This is a genomic window from Flavonifractor sp. An82, from assembly GCF_002159265.1.
In the GTDB taxonomy this organism is placed as follows: Bacteria; Bacillota; Clostridia; order Oscillospirales; family Oscillospiraceae; genus Flavonifractor.
In genome coordinates this window covers 38,597-58,679 of record NZ_NFHG01000002.1, presented here as the reverse complement: position 1 = coordinate 58,679, position 20,083 = coordinate 38,597, and the positions used below count along the sequence as shown (strand labels likewise).

At 63.4% G+C, this 20,083-nt stretch carries 30 protein-coding genes; 9 read left to right on the top strand and 21 right to left on the bottom strand.

What is annotated here, in order from left to right; all coding sequences use genetic code 11:
* Nucleotide 1: 1 nt before the first annotated feature.
* The 9 genes from B5G34_RS03955 to B5G34_RS03920 all read left to right on the top strand — a co-directional run bounded on the left by B5G34_RS03955 (nt 2) and on the right by B5G34_RS03920 (nt 5,907).
* The gene (locus B5G34_RS03955) at nt 2-958 is read left to right on the top strand and encodes a D-2-hydroxyacid dehydrogenase (RefSeq protein WP_087334490.1); all 957 of its coding nucleotides are present in this window, start codon (nt 2-4) and stop codon (nt 956-958) included.
* A gap of 85 nt (nt 959-1,043) precedes the next feature.
* The gene (locus B5G34_RS03950; protein ID WP_087334488.1) at nt 1,044-1,388 is read left to right on the top strand and encodes a PadR family transcriptional regulator; all 345 of its coding nucleotides are present in this window, start codon (nt 1,044-1,046) and stop codon (nt 1,386-1,388) included.
* Complete coding sequence (locus tag B5G34_RS03945) at nt 1,388-2,269, top strand: permease prefix domain 1-containing protein (protein WP_087334486.1); 882 nt, start codon at nt 1,388-1,390, stop codon at nt 2,267-2,269. Before B5G34_RS03950 ends, B5G34_RS03945 begins: the two co-directional genes overlap by 1 nt.
* Nucleotides 2,262-2,897: a DUF5044 domain-containing protein gene (locus tag B5G34_RS03940; protein WP_087334484.1), complete on the top strand. Its 636-nt coding sequence runs from the start codon at nt 2,262-2,264 to the stop codon at nt 2,895-2,897. The genes B5G34_RS03945 and B5G34_RS03940 overlap by 8 nt, the downstream gene beginning before the upstream one ends.
* A gap of 4 nt (nt 2,898-2,901) precedes the next feature.
* A complete protein-coding gene (locus tag B5G34_RS03935; RefSeq protein WP_087334483.1) occupies nt 2,902-3,720 on the top strand; it encodes a permease prefix domain 1-containing protein in 819 nt (272 codons plus the stop codon).
* Nucleotides 3,713-4,345: a DUF5044 domain-containing protein gene (locus tag B5G34_RS03930; RefSeq protein ID WP_087334481.1), complete on the top strand. Its 633-nt coding sequence runs from the start codon at nt 3,713-3,715 to the stop codon at nt 4,343-4,345. Before B5G34_RS03935 ends, B5G34_RS03930 begins: the two co-directional genes overlap by 8 nt.
* A gap of 9 nt (nt 4,346-4,354) precedes the next feature.
* Entirely contained in the window at nt 4,355-4,684 is a 330-nt protein-coding gene (locus B5G34_RS18375; RefSeq protein WP_140397189.1) for a permease prefix domain 1-containing protein, read from the top strand.
* A gap of 46 nt (nt 4,685-4,730) precedes the next feature.
* Nucleotides 4,731-5,114 carry a hypothetical protein gene (locus tag B5G34_RS03925; RefSeq protein ID WP_162609413.1) on the top strand — a complete coding sequence of 128 codons (384 nt, stop codon included), beginning with the start codon at nt 4,731-4,733 and terminating at the stop codon, nt 5,112-5,114.
* A gap of 112 nt (nt 5,115-5,226) precedes the next feature.
* Nucleotides 5,227-5,907, top strand: coding sequence for a hypothetical protein (locus tag B5G34_RS03920; RefSeq protein WP_087334478.1), 681 nt, complete (start codon nt 5,227-5,229; stop codon nt 5,905-5,907).
* Between the two features lie 34 nt (nt 5,908-5,941).
* Here B5G34_RS03920 and B5G34_RS03915 read toward each other — a convergent pair whose 3' ends face one another.
* The 21 genes from B5G34_RS03915 to B5G34_RS03815 all read right to left on the bottom strand — a co-directional run bounded on the left by B5G34_RS03915 (nt 5,942) and on the right by B5G34_RS03815 (nt 19,921).
* Nucleotides 5,942-6,514, bottom strand: coding sequence for a DUF2313 domain-containing protein (locus tag B5G34_RS03915; protein ID WP_087334476.1), 573 nt, complete (start codon nt 6,512-6,514; stop codon nt 5,942-5,944).
* A complete protein-coding gene (locus B5G34_RS03910; protein WP_087334475.1) occupies nt 6,511-7,572 on the bottom strand; it encodes a baseplate J/gp47 family protein in 1,062 nt (353 codons plus the stop codon). Before B5G34_RS03910 ends, B5G34_RS03915 begins: the two co-directional genes overlap by 4 nt.
* A gap of 4 nt (nt 7,573-7,576) precedes the next feature.
* On the bottom strand, nt 7,577-7,921 hold the full coding sequence (locus tag B5G34_RS03905) for a hypothetical protein (protein WP_087334473.1): 345 nt from the start codon (nt 7,919-7,921) through the stop codon (nt 7,577-7,579).
* 4 nt (nt 7,922-7,925) lie between these two features.
* Nucleotides 7,926-8,294, bottom strand: coding sequence for a hypothetical protein (locus tag B5G34_RS03900; protein ID WP_087334471.1), 369 nt, complete (start codon nt 8,292-8,294; stop codon nt 7,926-7,928).
* A 14-nt stretch (nt 8,295-8,308) separates the two neighbouring features.
* On the bottom strand, nt 8,309-9,259 hold the full coding sequence (locus B5G34_RS03895; protein ID WP_087334469.1) for a hypothetical protein: 951 nt from the start codon (nt 9,257-9,259) through the stop codon (nt 8,309-8,311).
* Nucleotides 9,259-9,825 carry a LysM peptidoglycan-binding domain-containing protein gene (locus B5G34_RS03890; RefSeq protein ID WP_087334467.1) on the bottom strand — a complete coding sequence of 189 codons (567 nt, stop codon included), beginning with the start codon at nt 9,823-9,825 and terminating at the stop codon, nt 9,259-9,261. The genes B5G34_RS03895 and B5G34_RS03890 overlap by 1 nt, the downstream gene beginning before the upstream one ends.
* Nucleotides 9,826-9,836: 11 nt before the next feature.
* Complete coding sequence (locus tag B5G34_RS03885; RefSeq protein WP_087334465.1) at nt 9,837-10,448, bottom strand: hypothetical protein; 612 nt, start codon at nt 10,446-10,448, stop codon at nt 9,837-9,839.
* On the bottom strand, nt 10,445-10,654 hold the full coding sequence (locus B5G34_RS03880; RefSeq protein ID WP_087334463.1) for a molybdopterin oxidoreductase: 210 nt from the start codon (nt 10,652-10,654) through the stop codon (nt 10,445-10,447). Before B5G34_RS03880 ends, B5G34_RS03885 begins: the two co-directional genes overlap by 4 nt.
* Complete coding sequence (locus B5G34_RS03875) at nt 10,651-11,070, bottom strand: hypothetical protein (protein WP_242956823.1); 420 nt, start codon at nt 11,068-11,070, stop codon at nt 10,651-10,653. Before B5G34_RS03875 ends, B5G34_RS03880 begins: the two co-directional genes overlap by 4 nt.
* 12 nt (nt 11,071-11,082) lie before the next feature.
* Nucleotides 11,083-11,472 (bottom strand): hypothetical protein, encoded by a 390-nt coding sequence (locus B5G34_RS03870; RefSeq protein WP_087334461.1) that lies wholly within the window; start codon nt 11,470-11,472, stop codon nt 11,083-11,085.
* A gap of 12 nt (nt 11,473-11,484) precedes the next feature.
* Nucleotides 11,485-12,507, bottom strand: coding sequence for a phage tail sheath C-terminal domain-containing protein (locus B5G34_RS03865; protein WP_242956845.1), 1,023 nt, complete (start codon nt 12,505-12,507; stop codon nt 11,485-11,487).
* Nucleotides 12,508-12,509: 2 nt separating this feature from the next.
* Entirely contained in the window at nt 12,510-13,007 is a 498-nt protein-coding gene (locus B5G34_RS03860; RefSeq protein ID WP_087334457.1) for a hypothetical protein, read from the bottom strand.
* Between the two features lie 28 nt (nt 13,008-13,035).
* On the bottom strand, nt 13,036-13,371 hold the full coding sequence (locus B5G34_RS03855; RefSeq protein ID WP_087334455.1) for a hypothetical protein: 336 nt from the start codon (nt 13,369-13,371) through the stop codon (nt 13,036-13,038).
* Nucleotides 13,368-13,727, bottom strand: a complete 360-nt coding sequence (locus tag B5G34_RS03850; RefSeq protein WP_087334453.1) for a hypothetical protein — start codon at nt 13,725-13,727, stop codon at nt 13,368-13,370. Before B5G34_RS03850 ends, B5G34_RS03855 begins: the two co-directional genes overlap by 4 nt.
* Nucleotides 13,724-14,758: a hypothetical protein gene (locus tag B5G34_RS03845; RefSeq protein WP_087334451.1), complete on the bottom strand. Its 1,035-nt coding sequence runs from the start codon at nt 14,756-14,758 to the stop codon at nt 13,724-13,726. The genes B5G34_RS03850 and B5G34_RS03845 overlap by 4 nt, the downstream gene beginning before the upstream one ends.
* A gap of 18 nt (nt 14,759-14,776) precedes the next feature.
* Entirely contained in the window at nt 14,777-15,121 is a 345-nt protein-coding gene (locus B5G34_RS03840) for a hypothetical protein (RefSeq protein WP_087334864.1), read from the bottom strand.
* A 61-nt stretch (nt 15,122-15,182) separates the two neighbouring features.
* The gene (locus B5G34_RS03835; protein ID WP_087334449.1) at nt 15,183-16,070 is read right to left on the bottom strand and encodes a hypothetical protein; all 888 of its coding nucleotides are present in this window, start codon (nt 16,068-16,070) and stop codon (nt 15,183-15,185) included.
* A complete protein-coding gene (locus B5G34_RS03830) occupies nt 16,067-17,239 on the bottom strand; it encodes a phage portal protein (RefSeq protein ID WP_087334447.1) in 1,173 nt (390 codons plus the stop codon). Before B5G34_RS03830 ends, B5G34_RS03835 begins: the two co-directional genes overlap by 4 nt.
* A gap of 181 nt (nt 17,240-17,420) precedes the next feature.
* Nucleotides 17,421-18,674 carry a PBSX family phage terminase large subunit gene (locus tag B5G34_RS03825; protein ID WP_087334445.1) on the bottom strand — a complete coding sequence of 418 codons (1,254 nt, stop codon included), beginning with the start codon at nt 18,672-18,674 and terminating at the stop codon, nt 17,421-17,423.
* Nucleotides 18,671-18,970: a hypothetical protein gene (locus B5G34_RS03820; protein WP_087334443.1), complete on the bottom strand. Its 300-nt coding sequence runs from the start codon at nt 18,968-18,970 to the stop codon at nt 18,671-18,673. Before B5G34_RS03820 ends, B5G34_RS03825 begins: the two co-directional genes overlap by 4 nt.
* Before the next feature lie 153 nt (nt 18,971-19,123).
* Nucleotides 19,124-19,921 carry a PepSY domain-containing protein gene (locus B5G34_RS03815; protein ID WP_242956822.1) on the bottom strand — a complete coding sequence of 266 codons (798 nt, stop codon included), beginning with the start codon at nt 19,919-19,921 and terminating at the stop codon, nt 19,124-19,126.
* Nucleotides 19,922-20,083: the final 162 nt, after the last annotated feature.

Below are 20,083 nucleotides of genomic sequence, written 5' to 3'. Positions count from 1 at the left end.
TATGGAAACCATTCTCCACCTGCTTCCCCTCACCCCGGACGAACAGGACCGCTTCCGCGCCGCCGCTCCCCATGAGGAGCACCTCTTCCTCCCCACCAGCGACCGCCGGGGGGCGGCAGCCATCCCCCAGGACTGGCGGGAATGCACCACCATTCTCATGGGCTTTGTGCCCCCGGAGGATTTAAAGACCTTCCCCAAATTGAAGTGGATCCAGAGCTGGAACGCCGGCGTGGACCCCTACCTGGCTCCCGGCGTGCTGCCGGCGGGAGTGGTCCTCACCTGCGCCGCCGGGGCCTACGGCCCAGCTGTGTCCGAGCACATGCTGGCCATGCTGCTGGCCATCTATAAGCGGCTGCCCGCTTACCGCGACCAGCAAAATACCCGCACCTGGACCGACCTGGGCCACGTCCGCTCCCTGCGTGGAGAGACCGTTCTCGTGGGAGGCACCGGCGACATCAGCCGCCACTTTGCCCGGCTGTGCCGGGCGTTGGGAGCCAAAACTGTTATGGGTCTCCACCGCTCAGATGCTCCCGTGGAGGACTTTGACCAAACCTTCCCCCTGTCCGCCATTGACAGCCTGCTCCCCCAGGCCGACGTGGTGGCTCTGGCCCTCCCCCACAACGCCGACACCGCCGGCTTACTGGACCGCCGCCGCCTGCTGCTGATGAAGCCCGGTGCCGTCCTCCTCAACGCCGGCCGGGGCTCCGCCATCGACTGCGCCGCCCTGGCGGAGGTGCTGACCCAGGGCCATCTGCTGGGGGCAGGACTGGATGTCACCAATCCCGAGCCCCTTCCCCCGGATCACCCCCTCTGGAATGCCCCCGGCGCTCTCATCACCCCCCACACCGCCGGCGGCTACAACCATATGCAGGTCACCCTGGACCAGCTCCAGGCCCTGTTTCTGGACAATCTGGACCGCTGGCTGTCCGGTAAACCGCTCCGCAGCCGCATGAAGTAAACGCTCTGTTGACATGCCTCGAGTTTCTAGGTATAATATACCTAGAAACTCGAGGCATTGTTTTTTGATGAAAGGAGGTTTCCCCATGAAGGCGGATAAATCCCTGCTGTCCGGCAGCACCACCCTGCTGGTGCTCTCCCTCCTGTCCGGGGAGGACAAGTACGGCTATCAGATGATCGCCGAACTGGAGGCCAAAAGCGACCACACCTTTTCCATGAAGGAGGGCACCCTCTACCCCATTCTCCACACCCTGGAGAAGGAGGGTGCGGTGAAGTCCTACGAGAAGGAGGCCCCCACCGGCCGCACCCGGAAATACTATCATATCACCAAGAAGGGCCTGCGGCTGCTGGATGAAAAGAAGAAGGAGTGGACCACCTTCTCCCAGGCAGTCAACGCGGTGCTGGCCGGGTCTGCCCCGGCCATGGCCTGATGAGCGCCCTAGACACCCCCCGGCCCGCTATCGAAGCCTTCTGCAAAGTGGTGTGCGGCTTCATCCGTTTCTGGCCGGACCACGCAGCCATCACCGCCGAGCTGACCGCCCACCTGGAGGATCATCGGGACGCCCTGCTGGAACTTCGCCCCGGTCTGACCCAGGAGGAAGCCGAAGAGGCAGCTATCCAGGCCATGGGCGACCCGGAGACGCTGGGTAGGGCCCTGGATGAGAGCCACAGCCCTCGGTTCGGCTGGTTTCAGATCCTGTTTCGGGTATCGGTGCGGACCAGTCTGGTCCTTTTGCTGCTTTTCTTCTTTCTTCCCATGAACTTTGACAACCTCGCCAACGCCCTGAACCCGCCCCTCTACAACGACGGCACCAATGCCATTATAGAGGCATACGACCAGACGGAAATACTGGCGGACTATCACCCGGAGGATGCCGTCTGCTATCTGGATCACTATACCTTCACAGTGGAGCGTGTGCTGGTCACCCCCCGTCCCCACACCTTCACCGGAGAGCCTACCCTTCGGGTGAGCATCCTGCTGAAGGCTGTCAACCTGGATCCCCGGCTGTGCATGCCCCGGGTCTACAACTGGCTGTGGACGGAAGATGACCTTGGCAACCGTTATCCCGCCATGGATCAGTATGAAGCCGCAGACGTGCTTTACGCCCTGTACCCAGAACAGACCTCCACTCCTCAACTCTATAACACCATGGGCGGGCCCTCTCTCACCACCCCATTCGTCACCTATTATGATTTATACGTCATTGATGTGGACCCGGACGCCACACAGCTCACCCTCCGTTTCGACCGGTATGGGAATGCCCAGCTCTCCTTCCACCTGTCCCTGAAAGGAGGCGTGGAAAATGGCTAAAGGTCCTGCTACTCTCACCACTCGCCGTCGGCGGCTGGCGGTGGATCTGCTGCTCTTTCTGGTGCTGCTGGCCCTGCTCGCCTTTCTCTTCCTGTCCAGTGAGAATCCCTATCTGACCGAAAAGCAGGCTCTGAAAGGCACCCAGGCCGTCAGTCTATACGGTCCCGGCAAAACCCTGGCCCGGGCCGAATACGACTCCCATATCGTCTATCTGCTCCAGGACGGCAACAGCTACGCCTTGTGCCGTCTGTCCCGCCCCGACCCGCTCTTCTGGTCCAATGGTTACCTAGACGCCGTAACCAATGACCCGGACTACCCCATGATGCCCCTCATCAACATCGACAGTCTGCTGGTCATCTGCAATGACCCGGAGATCGCCCAGGTCGAGCTGGTCTACTACATCTATGGCGGCGGCAAAGATGGCGGTTTTCATGTTCTGCGCCAGACCGAGCCTCTGGTGGAAAACTGCTGGCTCTTTCCCTGCCATGGGAGTTTGGCCACCGGTACCATTGACGACGACGGTTTCCTGCTCCGTGGCTACGATGCCAATGGGGCCCTGATTCATGAGACCGCTGTCCCGGAGGTGTGGACCGATTTTTGGGACTTGACCATTCCGGAAGCGAGGTGACCCTATGCCTTCCAACTCGTTTGAATCCTTCTGCGGCCGGGTATGTTCCTTCGTCCGCTTTTCCCCCGACCACGATGCCATCACCGCCGAGCTCACCGCCCACCTGGAGGACCACCGGGACGCCCTGCTGGAACTTCGTTCCGGCCTGACCCAGGAGGAGGCCGAGGAAGCGGCAGTGAAGGCCATGGGCGACCCGGAGGAGCTGGGCAGGGCCCTGAATGAGAGCCACAGCCCCCTGCTGGGGTGGTTTCAGATCTGGTTCCAGGCGGTGGTGTGGTTCCTGTCGGCCATCATCGTCATATTCTGCTTGTTTCACCTGCCCGACACGTTGGAAAACCTGACCAGCAAGCCCGATTCTGTCAGCAGCGATCCTGCCCTCTATTTTGAGCGGCAGGTCTACCCGGACGATCTGGTGACTCAGTATGAAGCAAATGCGGTCTATCAGGACCCGCCCTATATCTACACCATAGAACAGGTTGCCATTGAGAACTACTCCGGCGCCCGCTATGTGGAGTGCATCCTCCAGATAACGCAACCCAACCCCTGGCTGCGCTGTCCCGCCTTTGGCTATGACTTGTGGGCGGAAGATGATGTGGGCAACCGCTATCCTTCCACCCGGGAATGGCGCGCACTGGACGAAACCATCTATTCCAAAGTGAAAGTCAGCACCCCCATGGGCGATTTCCCCTTTACCACCCACTACTGTCTCACCGTCACCAACGTGGACCCGGCAGCTACCCAGCTGACCTTCCGCTTTGACCGCTATGGAGAGATCCGTCTCTCCCTGACCGTTCCCCTGAAGGGAGGCCAAGCAGATGGCTGAACGCCCCATCTCTCAGCGGGGCCGCAAATGGCGCATCCTGCGGGACGCTGTGATCCTGCTTCTGGCCCTGGTATTTCTGACCGTCACGCTTGATTTCCCCATATTTACCGCCGGGCAGGCCCTGAGGGCCACTCAGATCCGGTACTATTGGGAGGACGGGGAAATGGTGGCTCAGCTTCCTCCCGGTAACATCTATAAGTACCAGTATCTGCTGCGCAACGGAAACTGGTATGCCTGGTGCGGCCTGTCCCGGGAGGGTCTGCTCTGGAACTATGGCTCTCTCGTGTCCGTGTACCGGGACCCGGAGCAGCCCCTCACCGCCATCACACCCGTCTCGATCCAGACCATTCTGGTGGTGGCAGGCGACCCGGATATTGCCCAGGTGGAGGTGGAATATCCCATCACGGTTTCCCTGTCAGAATCCAGCCGCACCTGCCAGCTCAAAAGGCTGCGTCAGGACCCGGTGACGGAGCATTGCTTCTGGTTCCAGCCTCCGGAGGAATCCTCCCCCATCTGCCAGCTGGAGGACATCCGTCTTCGGGGCTACGCTGCCGACGGAACACTGATCTACCAATCTCCCATACCGGAAAGCTGGGCCAAAATCGGCATCCATGTCACAGAATGAGGTGATCCCATGCCATCCCACCCTTTCGTTGTTTTCTGCGATCAGGTGTGCAAATCCATCCGCTGGCCGCCCGCCCAGCGCCTGGCCTGGGAGGAGCTGACCGCCCACCTGGAGGACCATGCCGCCGCGCTGGAGGAACAGGGCGTCCCGCCTGAGGAGGCCGCCACCCGGGCGGTGGAGGCCATGGGCGACCCCAAAGGAGATCGGCCAACAGCTGGATCGCTGCCACGGCCCGCTTATCCCCAGACTGTCCCAATTCTTTGCCTATTGTGCCTGTGTCATGTTCCTTTTCGGCTTTTGTATCGGTGTGCTGAATCGGTCCGGCCCCTTCCGCAATGACGCATTTCTGCTTTCCTCCCCCACTTACCCCGATTGGGGCGGTACCATGCTCTGCCAGGGAGATGCACAAGGCAGCGGTTCCCTGGGAGGCTATGCCATTTCAGCAAAGGATGCCGCTCTGATCAGACTGCCCGCCACAAAATACAGCCCTTCTGAGCAAGAGATTCAAGCCACCGTTACGGTGTCACACTGGCAGCTCTGGACGGATCACCTGGAACTGTCAGCGGTGCCATGCACCTGGACCGATCCGGGCGGCGCCTCCGGCACAGTGTCCTGTCATCCCACCCGTTCCGGCCTGTTGTCTAAAAACTGGATTCTGCGCCTGGAAGCGCCCACCCCCGGCTACCGTTGGTTTACCGTCACCCTGGGCAGGCCCGGCGATCAGTGTACGTTAGAGATCACCCTGGATGAGGAGGTGCCCCCGGCATGAAACACTTCCGCTATTACATCCTGCCCCGTCTCCTGCTGGTCCTCAGTATGATAGGCAAGCCCGGCGACCAGATCATGCTCCGCATCGAACTGGAGGAGGAGGTGCCTGCGGCATGACCCATTTCCGTTATTACACCCTGCCCCGCATCCGCCGGGCCCTCAGTATCCTGCTGCTGTGCCTGGGGCTGTTTTCCGCATGGCTGGCCCTGGATACCCCCTTTCCCTCTTCCTCCGCCGTCCTCGCCCGACTGAACCGGGAAAACTATGTATCGGGCAGTACCCTTCTGGCCTCCGGTTCCATCCAATACCAGGAAATCAAGGGCGACTATGTGCCGAAAAATACCTGGTGGTTTGTGGGCCGCCAGGGGGACACCGTGCAATTCTATACCCTCCAAAGACTGGCCGGATTCCTGTGGCGGCCGGCGTCCAGCATGCCTTGGCAGCTGGATCTCTCCCAGCAGGAAGGACCCATCTACTGCAACCTGTTTGGCTCCCGTCCCGGCCTTGGTCTTGGCTACGAGGCCACCCCGGTGGTGATCTGTACCGACCCCAATGTGGTGCGGGTAAAAGCGCAGTTGATCTCTCTGGGCACCAGTGAACGGTCCGATCCCCAGGCCGCCATCAACAGCCATGGCGTCTCTCCCGCCTTCACCCAGGTGGCCGACGGCGTATGGGTAGCCCCCTCCACCTGGGTTCCCGGCCCACCCGAGGACAGCGGCTCAACATGGCTTGCCTGGTCCCAGGGCTACGATGCCGACGGTAACCTGGTCTGCCAGGATCAACCAATCTATTAAATTCGCCAAAAGGCGGCCCGAGACGGGCCGCCTTTTACTTCACCATCTTCTCCAACTCTTCCCAGGTCACAGGACTGATGGCCTCGATATCCCCCCAGGTTTCAAACCGTTCCTCCATCAAGGCCCAGGTGATATACCAGAAATCGTATTCGATCCCAACGTGGGCGGGGAGGATGCTCTCAATGATCTCCCGCATCTCCTCAAACCCGTCGGGAATGCCGGGCACATCAGGGAAACGCACCACCACGTGGCCCGGCTCTCCCGTTTCGCTGGCCACCGCGTTAAGGCCGCAGCCCTTCAGGTTGTCGTTGATGGCCGCCAGGGTGAAGCTGTCACCGCCGATGCGGAGCAGGGCGGCCAGGGCCGCCCGCCGCATCTCCAGATCGTCCGTCACCGGCCGCCGGGCCAGCAGGCACTCGATGGCCTCCAGTCCCCGGTCCTCCGCCGTGGAGATCAGCATCTCCCGCTGGATCTCCTCCAGCACCCCCTCCACGCCGTCCAGAGCCTGGCCCTGGGCCTCCAGCTCGGCGCCGTTGGCCGTGCCCTCCAGCTCATAGACCCGCAGGGGCCGCAGCAGTTCCTTCAGATATCCGGCATAACCGCTCATGCGTCCCCTCCCATCCGGGTCACCGACAGGGTCTTCAGCATGGGCAGCACATCGCTCTCCACCATGACGTCGGCGGCAGGCGCTGAAAGAACATAGTTCTCCACCCCGTCCACCTCAAAGATCAGCTGCCCCAGCCTGGCCCGCAGGATACTCTGCCCCAGCCGCCGCCCGTCAAACCAGCTTCGGATGGCCTGCTCCACCGCCTGACGCACCGTCTCACCGTCCCGGTTGGCCGCCGTCTGGATCTGGACGGTCACGTCCACATCCTGCACCTCCGGGGCCCGCACCAGCACGTCCACGGCGATCTCCCGCCGTTCCTCAAAGTAGGCCTGCAATTCCTCCAGCAGCCCGCTGTCCGGCACGCCGGTGGCGGTGGACACCACCACGTCCACCGACCCCACCCCTCTGGGCCGGGATACTACCGCGGCGGCAGCAACCTGGGGGAAAGACATGGCACTCTGCTCATAAAAGGCGGCGTTGGCCCCGTTGGGCATCCGCTGGAAGGTTTCCAGCACCCGCTCCCGCAGCTCCTCGTCGCTCTCCTGGTCCAGTCCGCCGGAAAAGCCGTCCGGGTTGGTGCATCGGCTGACCCCCACCGGAGCCACCGCCATGGCCCGGATGGTGCCCGCTGCCACATTGCCCGCCGCGCCGGGCTCCACTGCCGCCGCCGGTACCTCCACCGCAGTCTCACCCGCCTGCAATACCGCATCCTGACTGGTCTCAAACCGCACCAGTCCCGCCGTCATGCACACCGTTCCCGCCGGGATGGTCAGGTCGGTGCTGGGGGTCTGGTCGGTCTCAAAGCGCAGGACGCCCTCCGCCGCCACTGCCGCCCGCCGCTCCAGCCCCCGCAGCTGGGCGTGCTTGTCCAGATAATCCCCTTGCGCCGTCTGTGGAAAACACTGCCGGTTCACCCAGTCGGCCTGAACATAGAGGGCATAGATCTGGGCCGCCACAGCATAGAGCCGCACCGCCATATCTCCGTCCCCGGCCAGGGTGATGCCGGTCTCCTGCTGAAAGGCCTCCACCATCTGTCCATAGATTTCATCTACCGTCATACCATCAGCTCCCTCCCGTCTCCACGGTCACCGCCAGGGCCTCGCCCTGCCAGTCCAGCGCCACCTCCATGGTGCCGTCCTGTTCCAGCGTCACCCCGGTGACCGTCAGGTTGGGCTCGTCGGCCAGGGCCTCCACAACATACTGCTGGGCCAAGCCTCTCCGCTGGGCGGGCTTGGCCCGGCCCAGCCGATATAATTCACTGCCCAGATCAGGCAGCAGCGGAAAGCTGCCTCTGGGAATGGACAGCTTCCACAGCACCCGCTGCAGCAGCTCCTGGCTTCCCTCCGCCCGCCGGTAGCCCCCCGCTTCGTCGGGGAGGTAATCCCCGTCCCGCACCATCAGTTCCATCTGCTCATCCCTCCGTCATCACCGGCTTGCCGTTGACCAGCACCGTCCCGCTGAGGGAGATCAGTCCGCCCTGTCGCAGGGAAATGGTGGCGCCGCCGCCGTAGATGATGACCTCTCCTTCGGACAGGTTCCAGGCCGACTCTCCCCGCTTACCTGCCACGCAGGGTGCCTCGCCGTTCTCGCCGGTCTTGATGACCAAAACCTCATCTCCCCGGGCAGGACGCCATATGTAGCCCCCCGGACCAAATACGGGCAGATCCCGGCGCTCCCCGTCCAGGCAGACCCCTGCGGGGTCTCCGCCCAGGGTGACCTCTCCCACCTGGGACCCGCCTTCCCCCACGGTCCGCCGTCTGTCCCGTTCCGCCATCCACATCTCTGATGCCTCCCTTATCTGCCCAGCACATCGGTGCCCCCCAGCACCAGTCTGGTGTAGGTTCCCTTTTCATCCATGCCGCTCACCGCCTCGGCCACCCGCCACAGGCCCCGGCCCACAGGCTGGGACAGCCTTACCTCCACCAGATCTCCCGGCCAGGCCAGGAATGCGCCGGGCAGCTCCAATTCCAACTGACGAAGCTCCTGGGCCGACTGGGCCAGCTGATACTCCCCGGAGTAGCGCATGGTCTGATAGCTGCTCTTCCCCGGCATGGTAAGCACCCGGCGGCTCATACCCCCCCGGCTGCAAAAATCCTCGTTTTGTACCGACTGTACCCGTCCGTCGGTTCTGTCTCGGACCAGGATCTCGGAGAGCACCCCATACCGCTGGTCCCGGAGGGTGAGGGCGATCACCGCCGCATCCTCCCCCAGTACCAGCCGTTTCCCCGCCTCCCAGGGGGTGGCCACCAGCCGCCCCAGCCGGTCAAATCGGGGGGTGATGCCGCCGTAGTACCGGCAGAACTCATAGACCACCTGCCACTCGCTGCTTCCCAGGGCCACAGAGAACCCCGGCACAGCGGACAGCTCCGCCCCCGGGGCCGCCTGCACCCCATAGGGGGTCACATGGTCCCGCAGGATGTCCTCCCAGGTGGCTACCTGGTAATCCATACCCAGGGCCTCATTGTCCAGCAGCCGTGCCGCCATGCTGCGGCCGGAGACGGTGAGAAAGCCCCCCTTCTCATCCCATCCCCGCTCGCACTCGTCCACCACGCCGGTGAATACGGTCTGGCCCCCCTCTGTGGCGGTGAAGGTCACCGCCTGGGCCAGCATATCGTCCTCCGGCTCCCACAGGCAGGTGAGGGTAAAGCTGTCGCAGGGGATGCCCTGTCCGTATTGGAAGGTCCACCCCCGCACCTGGGGCAGGGTGATCCTCCGCCCATCCCAGCATGTCAGTGTCCCCTCCATCACGCCACCCGCACTTTCTGTCCCGCATAGATCAGGTTTGGATTTTTGATCTGGGGGTTGAGGGCAATGAGGCGGGTCAAATCCAGTCCACACCGCTGGGCGATCCCCCACAGGGTATCCCCCCGCACCACGGTGTACCACTGTCCCTGGGCACTCTCCCCCTGGGCCGTATCTCCACCGCTGCCGGTACTGCTGCCGCCGGTGATCACTGTGGTGCCGGTGCTGTGCCCGCCGTACTCCTCCCAGAAGGTAAAGGCGTACTTCACATAGTCCGGCCTGGGCTCCTGGGCCAGGGACAGCTCCACAAAATAGGCGTTGGAGGTCTGCCACACCGGATGGACCAGCAGGCCAGGTCCCACATCGTAAAAGACAGTGGCCAGCTTTTTAAACTCGTCGTAGGCGTCCTCCCCCACGAACTCCCCCTCCCCCCGCATGATGCGGTAGGAGGGACCCAGGTCCTGCAGATGATACTGACCGAAGGGCACCTCTCTGGCCCCAATTTTCCGTTTGAAGGCTATGGTGTACACTCTGGGGTTGTGGGGCCACACATAATTTTTATAGCGCATTGCCGCCAATCTCACAGCAGTTGAAACCCCCCGTCAAATCTCCGTGCATCCCGCCGCACCAGCCGATCCAGCTGCCGCAGCTCCAGCCGCCCGGCGCCGCCGTTCCATTCCGCCGGCTCCAGGGTAACCACGCGGCTCTCCCGGTCCGGGGCGGGCAGTCCCTCCAGACTGATCCGCACGGCCCGGTCCAGCCACCCGGCGCCGTTGGCCGCCGTCCCGGGAGCACTCTCCCACTCCGCTCCAATGGCCCCGGCAGCACCCGCCGACAGCACAGGTTCTTCCGCCTGCCGGGCAAGTGGGAGCGACTCCGCCTGTTCCGTAATCCGCAGCTCCGCCTGGACGGTCTCGGTCTCCCCCGCCACCCAGCGACGGGCCGACCAGTCCGGGCCGTCGGACCGTTCCATCCCGGATGCCGCTGCTTCTGTCTCAGCCGCCGCACGAACCAACTGCCGGGCCGTCTCAGAAAGCAGCGCTTTCCCAGACAACTCCCACTTCTCTTCTTGTTCCTCTTCCCGGCGGAGGCGGGGGACCCGTACCGCCCCGGTCTCCCAGGTCCCCGTCTCTGCCCGTTCCCGCTCTTCCTCCCGCTGCTCCTCCAGCAGCAGGGCCAGATAATCGGTCATACCCGCTCCCCCCTCATCAGCCGTTCAAACCGCTCCTGATCGAAGGAGGCGTTCTGACTGCCTGTGGTCTCTCCCGCCGGCGCGCCGCATACCGGGCAGCAGGCCTCCTCCGCCTTCTGTCGGCACCCGGGGCACAGCTGCTCCAGCAGCTCCTCCCGGTCCAGCATCAGGTTGAGGGCGCACCACAGGTAGTCTCTGGCCTTCATGTCCTTCGTCCGCTGTTCCGTGGGGAGCGCCCCAAACGCCTTGAGCACACGCCAGCGAAGGCGCTCATAAGGCGTGTGCTCAAGGCTTTTTTTATGGCCTGAACCTCCTCCTCCCCATCCTCGGGGGAGGGGTTCTCCGCCCGGTCCAGCCCGTCCCACTGTCGGGCCAGCCGGGCCACTTCCCGGGCGCTGAGGTGTTCCAGCACCTCACGCCCGGAAGCAAAGACCGGCTCACCCTCTTCCTCCAGTGCCCGGGCCAGCAGACAGGCGTTGGCGCACAGGGCCCGCTCCCCATCTCCCTGGGTCAGCTCTTCCGCCTCCCGCCGGGCCTCCAGCACCTCCTGGGCGGAAAGGAGCCGCAGCTGGGTGCCGTCCTCCAGTGTCAGCCGGTCTCTCCGGCTCAACAGCGATTCCATGTCCCTCTCTCCTTATACCGCGGTTTCGATGCGCTTGGTGGCCACCACCGTGATCTTCTCCACCACCATGGCGCCCAGGGCGCCGGTCTCGCCGATGGAACTCCACTGGCAGCCGGAGTAGATGATCTTCCGGTCCGGCTTGCAGATGACCAGGCTGAAATCGGTCAGGTCGTGGAAGTTGATGCCGTCCCGAATGGCCTCGTCGGTGGCGTACAGCCGGGTCAGTTCAATGACATGGCTGCGGGGCCCGGGAATGGTGGCTACCGGCTCCTCCTCACCGAAGGCCTCCACGTTCTGGCTTGACCGGGTGGTCTTGGCGGCGTAGCTCTGCACCACCGCCACCTTCTTGCCCTCGATCTCCAGATAGATGTCGCTGCTGGTGGGAAATCCCGAAACAAGCATATGTTCCCCTCCTTATACCGTGATGTGGGCGGTGAGCCAGATCTGGTTGAGCCCATGGGCGACCGTAAAGGTAAAATCCACCAGACAGACCGTGGGATTCTCCTCGTCGGCCTGCACCGTCACCTGGTCATAGCCGGTGATGATCTCCCGGGTCAGCTTGTTCTCCAGCTCCAGCACCACCTGGGAGCGGATGGCCCCCCTGGTCTGCTCGGTGTTCTTGGCTCTGCGGAACCGGGCCCGCAGGGAGTTGCGGATGGTGGGGATCACATCGTCCACAATGCGGATGGTGGTCAGCTCCCGCCAGGTGGCGTCCGCCGCCTCGCCGGTCTTGGTCCGGGTGGTTACCCCCCGCACCACGCTGACGATGCCGCCCACATTTTCCAGGGGGCTCACGCCGCCCCGCACCAGGACGTCGATCTCGGTATCCGCATACCGGGCCTCCATGCCCTCCAGGCCTTTCAGCTCCGCGCCCCCCAGGGGCACGGCGGGGTCGCTCTCCGCCGCAATGGCGCCGGCCACGGCGGCAGCGGCCAGGCCGGTGCCGTCGCCGGGGGCCACCAGCACCATCCGCTCGCTGTTGAGCTCCTCCGCCCGCTGGACCAGGGCCTCCACAGCCTCATCCGCGCCACCGCCCACTACAGCGATGCGCTCCCGGCGGGCCGCCGAGGCGTCACTGACGCTCTGCCGCAAGGCCTGCTGCACCGTCAGCTCGGTGCTGTCGCATACCACCACAGCGATGTCCTCCTCTGCCGCCAGCAGATCAAAGGCCCCCTGATAGTCCTCCTGGCTGCTGACCGGCACCGCCAGCACCTTGGCCGCGCCGTTGCGGAACAGGACCTGAACCAGCTTGGTCAGATTTTCCTCCGCGCCAAACTGGGTGGCCCCATCCTCGTAGCGGTTGAGGGTGACCAGCTTTCCGGTCTCTCCCTGGGTCCATACACCCACCAGTCCCACCGTCCGGCCGCTGCCGCTGCTGCTGATCACCGTGGATGCGTCATAGCTGGAGTACACCCCAGGCCGCTCATGGATCGTCATACTCAAATCCGGCTCTCTCCTCTCACAATAAAGTCCAGGAAGGTGCCGCCCTCGTCGGCCACCGCATACAGGTAGCCCTGGCATACCGCCTCCACCTTCCGGTGGTAGAGGCCGGCCTCCCGGTCAAATTCCGTCTCTCCGCAGGAGAGCTCCTGCAGGCTGAGCCCGGGCGGTCCCTCCCGCCGCAGGGCTTCCGCCATGCGGTCAAAGGCCTCCTGAATGCCCGCCGCGCCGCAGCCCTGGGGCGCGTACAGGTCCAACCCGAAGGTCAGGGTGATCTTCCGCCCATATAGCTCCTGCCATTGGCCGCTCTCCTGGTCATACCGCTCGCCCAGGTAGTCCCGGAACCCCTCCGGGCCTCCCTGGCAGGCCCGGAGGGACACGGCGGCCACCGCCCCGCCCCGCCGGACCCGCCCAGTCTCCGGGTAGGCGCACTGGGCGTCGATGCCCTGCCCCTGCAGATAGTCCGCCATCCGCTCCCGTATGGTTGCAAAGTCCATTGCTCTCCCCCGCTTCTCAGGTCTGTTCTTACGCCTGCTCTCTCACCGCCAGCAGCCCCCACCAGTACACCAGCTCATCGCCCAGATACACCGGCTGTGCGCTGCGGACGGCAAATGTCTCCCCGTTCCATTCCAGATACCCGTCCCCCAGCTGGTCCAGGGCCATATCCGGCCCGCCCAGGCAGATCCACTGATCCCGGCGCACCAGCCCCAGAGGGGTGGGCAGCTGCTGGTAGAAGTCCTGGCTCTGCTCCATCATCGGCTGGAGGAAGGCCCGGCACACGGTGCCCTCCTCCTGTCCCTGCCGGTAGAGGGTAACGGTTTGACCATATCTGGACAAAATCTGCCGCCACTGGCCGGTCATCCCTCCACCCCCTGGAAGAGGAACCCCCGGTCCTTCAGATAGGGACCCAGTACCGTCTCGGCCTGGAGGCGGAGGGCGGCGGCCCGCTCCCGGCCCTCACCGCTCTCCTCCCGGATGGTGACGCTTCCGGCGGTGAACGCGGATACACCGCCGTACTGTCCTGCCGCCAGACCGGACAGGGCCAGCCAGGCGCAGCCCAGCACAAAGGCGGGTCCGCAGTCCTCCGGACTCACCCCATCCCGCAGCCTTCCGGTCATCTCTGTCTCGGCTGCCCGGCACAGGGCCTCCAGCACTTCCTGCTGGCTTTCACTCACCGCGCCCATACTCCGGGCCATGGCCATGATCTCCTCCATCATTTCAGCTTCAGCACCTTGGCCGCGTCGGTAAACAGCTTGGCAAAGCCGGAGATGGAGGTGATGGCCGCCCGCTCCAGCTGGCGGTCAATGAGCTTGTCATACTCCACCATCACGTCAGAGCCCTGCACCATCTCCAGGGCGTAGTTCTTGTCCAGGCCGATGAGCTTGCCACTCTCCAGGGCGGAGGTGCGCAGCAGGGTGGCGCCCAGGGGGGTGGCCAGCTTGCCGGTGCCCTGGAAGTTCAGGCCGGTAAGGGGATTCTGGAACTCGTCCATCTTGAGCATCTGGCGCATCATATCACCGGACACCAGCAGGGTATTCATCTCATAGGGCTCAAACTGGGCCCAGAAGTCCACCAGATCGTCATAGGTCAGGGTGCCGGAGGTGCCGCCGATGGGTTCGGTGCCCACGGTAAATGCCTGGGCGGGGTTTTCGTTGCCGTCGCCGTTGAGAAGCACGTCAATGGCGTCCTCCAGGTGCATCCGGTTGATGTGGGCGCCGATCTGCCGCAGGGTGACGGAGAACAGGTCCAGCTTCTGATAGCGGATGGCCTCGTAGGAAGCCACCAGCATCCGGCCCCGCTTGTGGAGCTTCACCAGATTCTCCTGGGTTTTCACCTGGGTCTGGGGGATCTCGGCCCCCTCCTCCACCCGGCGCAGGGCCTTCTGGTCATCCTCGGGCACGGAGGCAATGGAGCGGTAATCCATGCCGTCAAACCGGGTTACGGCAGCGGTAATGTGAGGCAGCAGGTCAGACTCCTCCATGCCCTGGCGCACAGACCGGGCGATGTACTCAGGGAAGAGCACGGCGGACTGGCTGGTAGAGAAGAACTTTTCCACCACGTCGCTGCCTGCGCCCTTTACCTTGATGTCAAAGCGCTTGAGCTGGCGCTGGTAGGCGTCCAGGCCCTCCAGGCTGGTACCCTTGTACTGCTCCGAGGGGTCCTCCCGCTCCAGCACCTGGGTAAAACTGCGGCCAGCCTCGTTATACATACCCTTTTCCAGTCTCAGATTGTCAAAGCGATAGCTCATATTCCCATCCTCCCTTTCTTACAGGCGCACCACGGCGCCGTCGGTCTCCACACGCACCACCAGGTGCTCCACACCGGCGGAGTCATCCTTCTTCACGCCGCCGCTGCCGTCGGCGGACAGCTTGATCCAGCCGGCCTGGACCTCCCCGCCGGAGACGGGCACCTTCACCAGACCGCCCAACTGAATGGCACCGTAGCCGTCCTCCGCGGACAGGGCCACACCGCAGAACTTCTCCCCGGCGGAACAGGGACCCACCGTGCCGTCGGCAGTCACCTTCACCACCTGACCGGCGGTCACACCCTCGCCGCAGGCAAAGGTGGCCACCACTTCGCCGATGCCCTCAAAAGAAATCTTGCTGCTCATCTCATCTTCTCCCTTCTTCATTCCGCATTTTTCTCGCGGGGCGCGCCGCCCCTGAATAAGATCAGATCAAAAACGCTCCGTCTCTGCTCTCCGCCGGGATGGGCTGCTCCCAGGCGGGCAGCTGGGTCTCCACGCCCCAGGCCTTGTCCACCTGCACCTCAAAGGCCTTCTTCAGGGCGTCCAGCTCGGGCTCCTCCAGCCGCTGAACGATACTCTTCAGGGTAGCCTGCTCCAGGGCCAGACCGGCCACGCCGCCCAGGCGTACCACCTCGTCCTTGAGCTGCTGCAGGTACTTGCGGCCCAGGGCAGCCTCCCGCTCCAGCTGTGCCATGTCCATTCTCATGCTCTTCATCACCCCCGCGTTTTTCTGGGCCGGTACCGCCACAAAGGACCACTCGTAGGCGTCGGTGGCGTGGACCAGGTCGGCCCAGCACAGCTTTCCGCCGTACTCCCGGCCCCTCTCATGGGCGCACCGGCTCCGGTCATGGATGTTCTCCCCGCAGATGGAGCACCGGGCCTCCTCCACCGCGCAGCCCACGCTCACCTCCTTTTTGATACCGCCCTCGATCTCCGCAATGAGGTCCCTGTTGCCCTCGGTGCGCAGCATGTAGGCATAGCCCTTCAGGTAACACAGGGGATCTCCCGCCGCTGTGAGGACATGCTCCTCCCGCACCAGCTCGGTGCGGTAAATGCGGGCGGTCTGGCCCGCGGCGCTCCACTGGTGGTCAAAGATGCCGCTTTTGCCCACAAAGAGGGGGGCCAGCTCCTCCAGGGTCTCCACCGGGAACCGCTCCCCATCCCGGTCCACCTCGTTGTCGCACAGCCGCACGGCGAAGGTGTATACCTCCTCCCCGGTGAGCTTCTTGCGGCTCATGGCGTTGATAAGTCCCAGCTCGTTCTGGTCCAGGGCGGTACCCTGGTCCACATCCGCTTGCTTGTTGATATTCATACCCTCTCTCCCTTCTCTCTGTCCTGGTTGTCCATCTCCACCGTCCTGGCCTGCTGCCGGTAGAGCTCCGCCCTGGCCTCCTCCACCAGGTCCTGGAGATTCACGTCCTGCCAATCTACCGTTACCTTGGGACCATATCCGTGGAGCCGCAGCCACAGCTCGCAGATCCGCTCTACTACCGGCTCCAGGCTTCGGCGAATGGCGGTGATCTCACTGGTCATCATGTCGGCCTGCTGGGTGCTCATCCGCTCGGTGGAGGACCAGGACAGGCCCAGCAGGAAGGGTGGGATACCGGTGCGGGCCACCAGCTGCTCCAGGATCTGCCGTACCGGCACCTCGCTGTCCAGCACCTGGTTGTCCGCCCCAATGACCTTGATGTCCACATCGCCCACCGCCACAAAGTCCCGGACAGAACCGTTCTTGCCCGCCTGCATGGCGGCGGACCACTCCCGGGCAATCTGGCGGCTGCGCTCCTGGACCATGCTCTGGTCCAGGGGATTGTCCCCCGGCTTGTACACCACCGCAAAACGCACGTTGCCCATCCGCTCCCAGTTCATGCCCATGGCCTGGTAGATTTTCAGCAAAATCTCGGTCAGAAAGGGCATGGACCGCAGCATGCTCACCCCGTAGGGGCTGTCGGTCTCGGGCTGGAAGGGGGTGAACAGAAGCAGTTCCTGCCGGGGCAGCTGCCGCATGGCTCCGTCCTCTCCCCGCCCCCAGATGGCAAACTCCATGGGAGTGGCCCCCTCTTTGATTTCGATGTCAGCCACATTGCCGCACAGCAGGGCGGCAATGTCCTGCCGCCGCCGGTCGGGTACGATCTCCCCCACCGCCCTGCCGCAGGTGAGCATGGAGTCCAGGTAGCAGTCCAGAAAAGACTGGATACCCCGCTGGCCCCGGCCGGTGTCCACGTGCTGGAGGAACCAGTCCAGCTCCTCCTGGGCCCGCTGGTCCCCGCACTGGACCACCACCCCGCCCGCCAGGCGGATCAGCTTCCAGATGGCGGCGTCCACAATGGGCACTGCCTCCCGGATGCTCCGGTAAAGGTCGATCTCTCCGTGCCGCAGGGGCACATAGCCGTCCAGCACGCCGAAGGGGTGCCTGCCCCCCTCCCGGATCTGGACCGCCAGTCCGCCCCCCGCCTCCTTTTTCTTATGGAACAGTCCCATAACCACACTCCTTTTCCGTTAGGCCTTGTTTGAATATTGGCGATATGCCCAGCGGCGAGGAATTTTGGCCGCTGGCAAGCAATTTTTTTGCAGGAATCCTGACGGATTTCAAGGAAAAATTGTGCCGTCCAGGGGGCAAAAGGCCCGGCGATTGGGCTTGTTGACAATATGCAAACAAGGCCTAAAACCGCCCCCGCTCCACCCACAGCCCGCCGAAATAATCCGTTTCTCCTCCCGCCGCCACCGTGGCGGCAAAATACCGGATGTCGTCCATGGCGTGGTCGTGGACCTTCTGTACCCTGTCCCCCACCGCCTTCTCGTCCCAGCGATAGAGAGAAAATTCCCGGATGGCGTCGGCGCAGGGCTGGCAGATCACCAGCTTCCCCTGCCGCAGCAGCTCGGCGGTGGTGCGGATACCGGCCAGCACGTCGTTGTCCGCCTTCTCCACCCGCCACCCCTTCCGGCGCAGCAGCTCGATGAAGCTGGCGGCGGAGGGGTCCACCACCACCCGCCGGATGGGCCGGCCCGCCGCCAGCCGCTCCAGGTCCTGGGCGTATTCCCCATCGGTTTTCTGCCGCCCCTCCAGCCGGGAGTCATAGTAGTACTCCCCCACCCGGTACCACACCCCGTCCCGCAGGCCCCACAGCCCGAAGGAGGCGGGATTCACCGTGCCGTAGTCGCAGGAGATGCACCACTGCTCCATCTCCCCCTCCGGTACCGGCCGTACCCAGCTCTCGTCGAAGAAGTCGTACACCCGCCCCTCCGCCGCTACCCACTCTCCCAGCACAAACCGCCGGTAAAAGGTGCCGCTGAAATTGCGGGCATACCGGCGGATCACCTTGGGGGAGAGGGCGGGGTTGTCTCCCATGGTGAAGTGGAGGTAGAGGGCGTTGCGTTCCTCTTTCTTCTGGATCCACTCCTTGTAGAACCAGTGCTCCGGCCCCTCCGGGTTGCAGGAAAACCACATCCGGCTCCCCTCCACCGAGCACCGGGCGCAGGCCTGTTCCACAAAGGAGCGGGGCATGAGGGCCACCTCGTCCAGCAGCACCCCCGCCAGGGTGATGCCCTGAATGAGGGCGGCGCTTCCCTCGTCCTTGCCGCCGAAGAGGTAAAAGGTGTTCTCCCGTCCGCCGAAGCGGACCGTGAGCAGATTTTTGGACACCTTCTCCTCCCATTGGAATCCCAGCTCCCCCAGCACCGGCAGCAGAGCGCCCAGCAGGTTGCGCCGCAGGCCGGTGACCGTCTTGCCGCACAGTCCGAAGGTCTGCCCGTGGAAGGTCCGCATGGCCCAGCAGAAGAAGGACAACCCCATGCACATGGTCTTGCCGCTGCGCACCGCCCCGTCGCAGATGAGGGCGTCCCTGCCGCGCACCGCCGGGTCGCACCACCAGGTGAGCACCTGCTTCTGCTTGGGGGAAAAGCTGCGAAACCTCATGTCTCCTCCTGCTTTTCCGCCTGCTTCTCCCAGGCCTGGAAAAACTCCGCCGCCCGCTGGTCCTCTCCTCCGGCGGACAGCTTCACCAGCGTCTCAAGGATGGCCGCCCGATCCGCCAGCTGAACCTCCACGCCTCCCTTGTCACTCCGTTTGAAGCCTGTGAGAGGGGTCAGGTCCAGCCGGTCGATCTCCTCCATCTCGCCCTCCCCAAGAAAGGCCAGCTTCACTGCGTCGTTCACATTGCACCGGGCCAGCTTCTCCAACTGCTTTAACAGCCTTGTCCGTTCCTTGTCCACCAAACTCCCTCCTCACCCTTGGTGTTCCAGGGGTAAAAGTTGGATGTTTTCGTACACCGAAGGAGAAAAAAAGTCAAAAAAAATTTGGGACTGCCCCGGTTGCCCGGTGGCAGTCCCAAATATCGGACTATTCTTCTGTCAATTTCTGTCTGATCAGTCGTCCCAATCGGCATCCCAGTCAATGATCACGCCGGTAACCGCGTTGATGTCGCACTCATACTCCATGTAGCCGCTGCGCATCTCGATTTCGTACACATACCGGCCGTCGTCCCGGTCCAGCTTGCACTTGACCACCGTGGCGCCGGCGGGGGCCTTGGCCAGGGCGATCTCCTTGGCCTTCTCCTCGGTGATCAGATTGCTCTGGCTGGTGCTGCCGGTCCCGGTGCTGCTGTCGGTATTCTGGTAGCCCTTCAGAGAAAAATCATCCCACTCCCGGTCGTAGGAGAGCACCGCGCCGCTCACCGCGTCGATGTCGTAATCGTACTCGGTATTCCCGGCATAGAATTCCACCTCGTATTGTACCTTGCCGTCGTCCCAGTCCAGCCCGGCCTTGACAAAGATGGCGTCGTTGGCGCTGACGCCGGCATGGCTGAGGGCGGCGCTCTTGGCCTGCTCCGCGGTGATATAGTTGGAAGCGTCGGGGGTAGAGGCGATATACTGGTCCTGGGTGGTGAGCACAGCGGTGTAGGTGGCGGAATCATAGTCCACCTTCAGTCCCGCCGCCTCGCAGATGGCCCGAACAGGGGCATAGGTGGTGCCGTTATAGGAAAAGAGGGGAACTTCCTTTCCGTTGGCGTCCTTGGGGGTAAAGTTTGCGCCGTTCAGCGTCACCTTGATGTCGTCGTTGACCTGGATGGTGCGGGTGGCCGCCAGTGCGGTCACACTCAGTCCTACTACCAGTACCGCAGCCAGAATGCCTGCGCCAAACCCTTTTCCAAACCCTCTTTTCATGATGAAAACTCCTTTACCATAAAATTTGATGTTTTGTGTTCCGGGGCCTCACCGCCCCGTCTGCCTATACAATGGTGCAGCCCGCCCAAATATTGCACGGAATCTGAATGTTTTTTATTTTTTATTTTCCCGCGAAAAAATCTTGACTTTTTCCAAATATCT

Excerpts from the sequence above, each read along its gene's own strand:
- B5G34_RS03955 (WP_087334490.1), top strand. The coding sequence starts at position 2 with ATGGAAACCATTCTCCACCTGCTTCCCCTCACCCCGGACGAACAGGAC.
- B5G34_RS03950 (WP_087334488.1), top strand. The coding sequence starts at position 1,044 with ATGAAGGCGGATAAATCCCTGCTGTCCGGCAGCACCACCCTGCTGGTG.
- B5G34_RS03945 (WP_087334486.1), top strand. The coding sequence starts at position 1,388 with ATGAGCGCCCTAGACACCCCCCGGCCCGCTATCGAAGCCTTCTGCAAA.
- B5G34_RS03940 (WP_087334484.1), top strand. The coding sequence starts at position 2,262 with ATGGCTAAAGGTCCTGCTACTCTCACCACTCGCCGTCGGCGGCTGGCG.
- B5G34_RS03935 (WP_087334483.1), top strand. The coding sequence starts at position 2,902 with ATGCCTTCCAACTCGTTTGAATCCTTCTGCGGCCGGGTATGTTCCTTC.
- B5G34_RS03930 (WP_087334481.1), top strand. The coding sequence starts at position 3,713 with ATGGCTGAACGCCCCATCTCTCAGCGGGGCCGCAAATGGCGCATCCTG.
- B5G34_RS18375 (WP_140397189.1), top strand. The coding sequence starts at position 4,355 with ATGCCATCCCACCCTTTCGTTGTTTTCTGCGATCAGGTGTGCAAATCC.
- B5G34_RS03925 (WP_162609413.1), top strand. The coding sequence starts at position 4,731 with ATGCTCTGCCAGGGAGATGCACAAGGCAGCGGTTCCCTGGGAGGCTAT.
- B5G34_RS03920 (WP_087334478.1), top strand. The coding sequence starts at position 5,227 with ATGACCCATTTCCGTTATTACACCCTGCCCCGCATCCGCCGGGCCCTC.
- B5G34_RS03915 (WP_087334476.1), bottom strand. The coding sequence starts at position 6,514 with ATGAGCGGTTATGCCGGATATCTGAAGGAACTGCTGCGGCCCCTGCGG.
- B5G34_RS03910 (WP_087334475.1), bottom strand. The coding sequence starts at position 7,572 with ATGACGGTAGATGAAATCTATGGACAGATGGTGGAGGCCTTTCAGCAG.
- B5G34_RS03905 (WP_087334473.1), bottom strand. The coding sequence starts at position 7,921 with ATGGAACTGATGGTGCGGGACGGGGATTACCTCCCCGACGAAGCGGGG.
- B5G34_RS03900 (WP_087334471.1), bottom strand. The coding sequence starts at position 8,294 with ATGTGGATGGCGGAACGGGACAGACGGCGGACCGTGGGGGAAGGCGGG.
- B5G34_RS03895 (WP_087334469.1), bottom strand. The coding sequence starts at position 9,259 with ATGGAGGGGACACTGACATGCTGGGATGGGCGGAGGATCACCCTGCCC.
- B5G34_RS03890 (WP_087334467.1), bottom strand. The coding sequence starts at position 9,825 with ATGCGCTATAAAAATTATGTGTGGCCCCACAACCCCAGAGTGTACACC.
- B5G34_RS03885 (WP_087334465.1), bottom strand. The coding sequence starts at position 10,448 with ATGACCGATTATCTGGCCCTGCTGCTGGAGGAGCAGCGGGAGGAAGAG.
- B5G34_RS03880 (WP_087334463.1), bottom strand. The coding sequence starts at position 10,654 with ATGAAGGCCAGAGACTACCTGTGGTGCGCCCTCAACCTGATGCTGGAC.
- B5G34_RS03875 (WP_242956823.1), bottom strand. The coding sequence starts at position 11,070 with ATGGAATCGCTGTTGAGCCGGAGAGACCGGCTGACACTGGAGGACGGC.
- B5G34_RS03870 (WP_087334461.1), bottom strand. The coding sequence starts at position 11,472 with ATGCTTGTTTCGGGATTTCCCACCAGCAGCGACATCTATCTGGAGATC.
- B5G34_RS03865 (WP_242956845.1), bottom strand. The coding sequence starts at position 12,507 with ATGACGATCCATGAGCGGCCTGGGGTGTACTCCAGCTATGACGCATCC.
- B5G34_RS03860 (WP_087334457.1), bottom strand. The coding sequence starts at position 13,007 with ATGGACTTTGCAACCATACGGGAGCGGATGGCGGACTATCTGCAGGGG.
- B5G34_RS03855 (WP_087334455.1), bottom strand. The coding sequence starts at position 13,371 with ATGACCGGCCAGTGGCGGCAGATTTTGTCCAGATATGGTCAAACCGTT.
- B5G34_RS03850 (WP_087334453.1), bottom strand. The coding sequence starts at position 13,727 with ATGATGGAGGAGATCATGGCCATGGCCCGGAGTATGGGCGCGGTGAGT.
- B5G34_RS03845 (WP_087334451.1), bottom strand. The coding sequence starts at position 14,758 with ATGAGCTATCGCTTTGACAATCTGAGACTGGAAAAGGGTATGTATAAC.
- B5G34_RS03840 (WP_087334864.1), bottom strand. The coding sequence starts at position 15,121 with ATGAGCAGCAAGATTTCTTTTGAGGGCATCGGCGAAGTGGTGGCCACC.
- B5G34_RS03835 (WP_087334449.1), bottom strand. The coding sequence starts at position 16,070 with ATGAATATCAACAAGCAAGCGGATGTGGACCAGGGTACCGCCCTGGAC.
- B5G34_RS03830 (WP_087334447.1), bottom strand. The coding sequence starts at position 17,239 with ATGGGACTGTTCCATAAGAAAAAGGAGGCGGGGGGCGGACTGGCGGTC.
- B5G34_RS03825 (WP_087334445.1), bottom strand. The coding sequence starts at position 18,674 with ATGAGGTTTCGCAGCTTTTCCCCCAAGCAGAAGCAGGTGCTCACCTGG.
- B5G34_RS03815 (WP_242956822.1), bottom strand. The coding sequence starts at position 19,921 with ATGAAAAGAGGGTTTGGAAAAGGGTTTGGCGCAGGCATTCTGGCTGCG.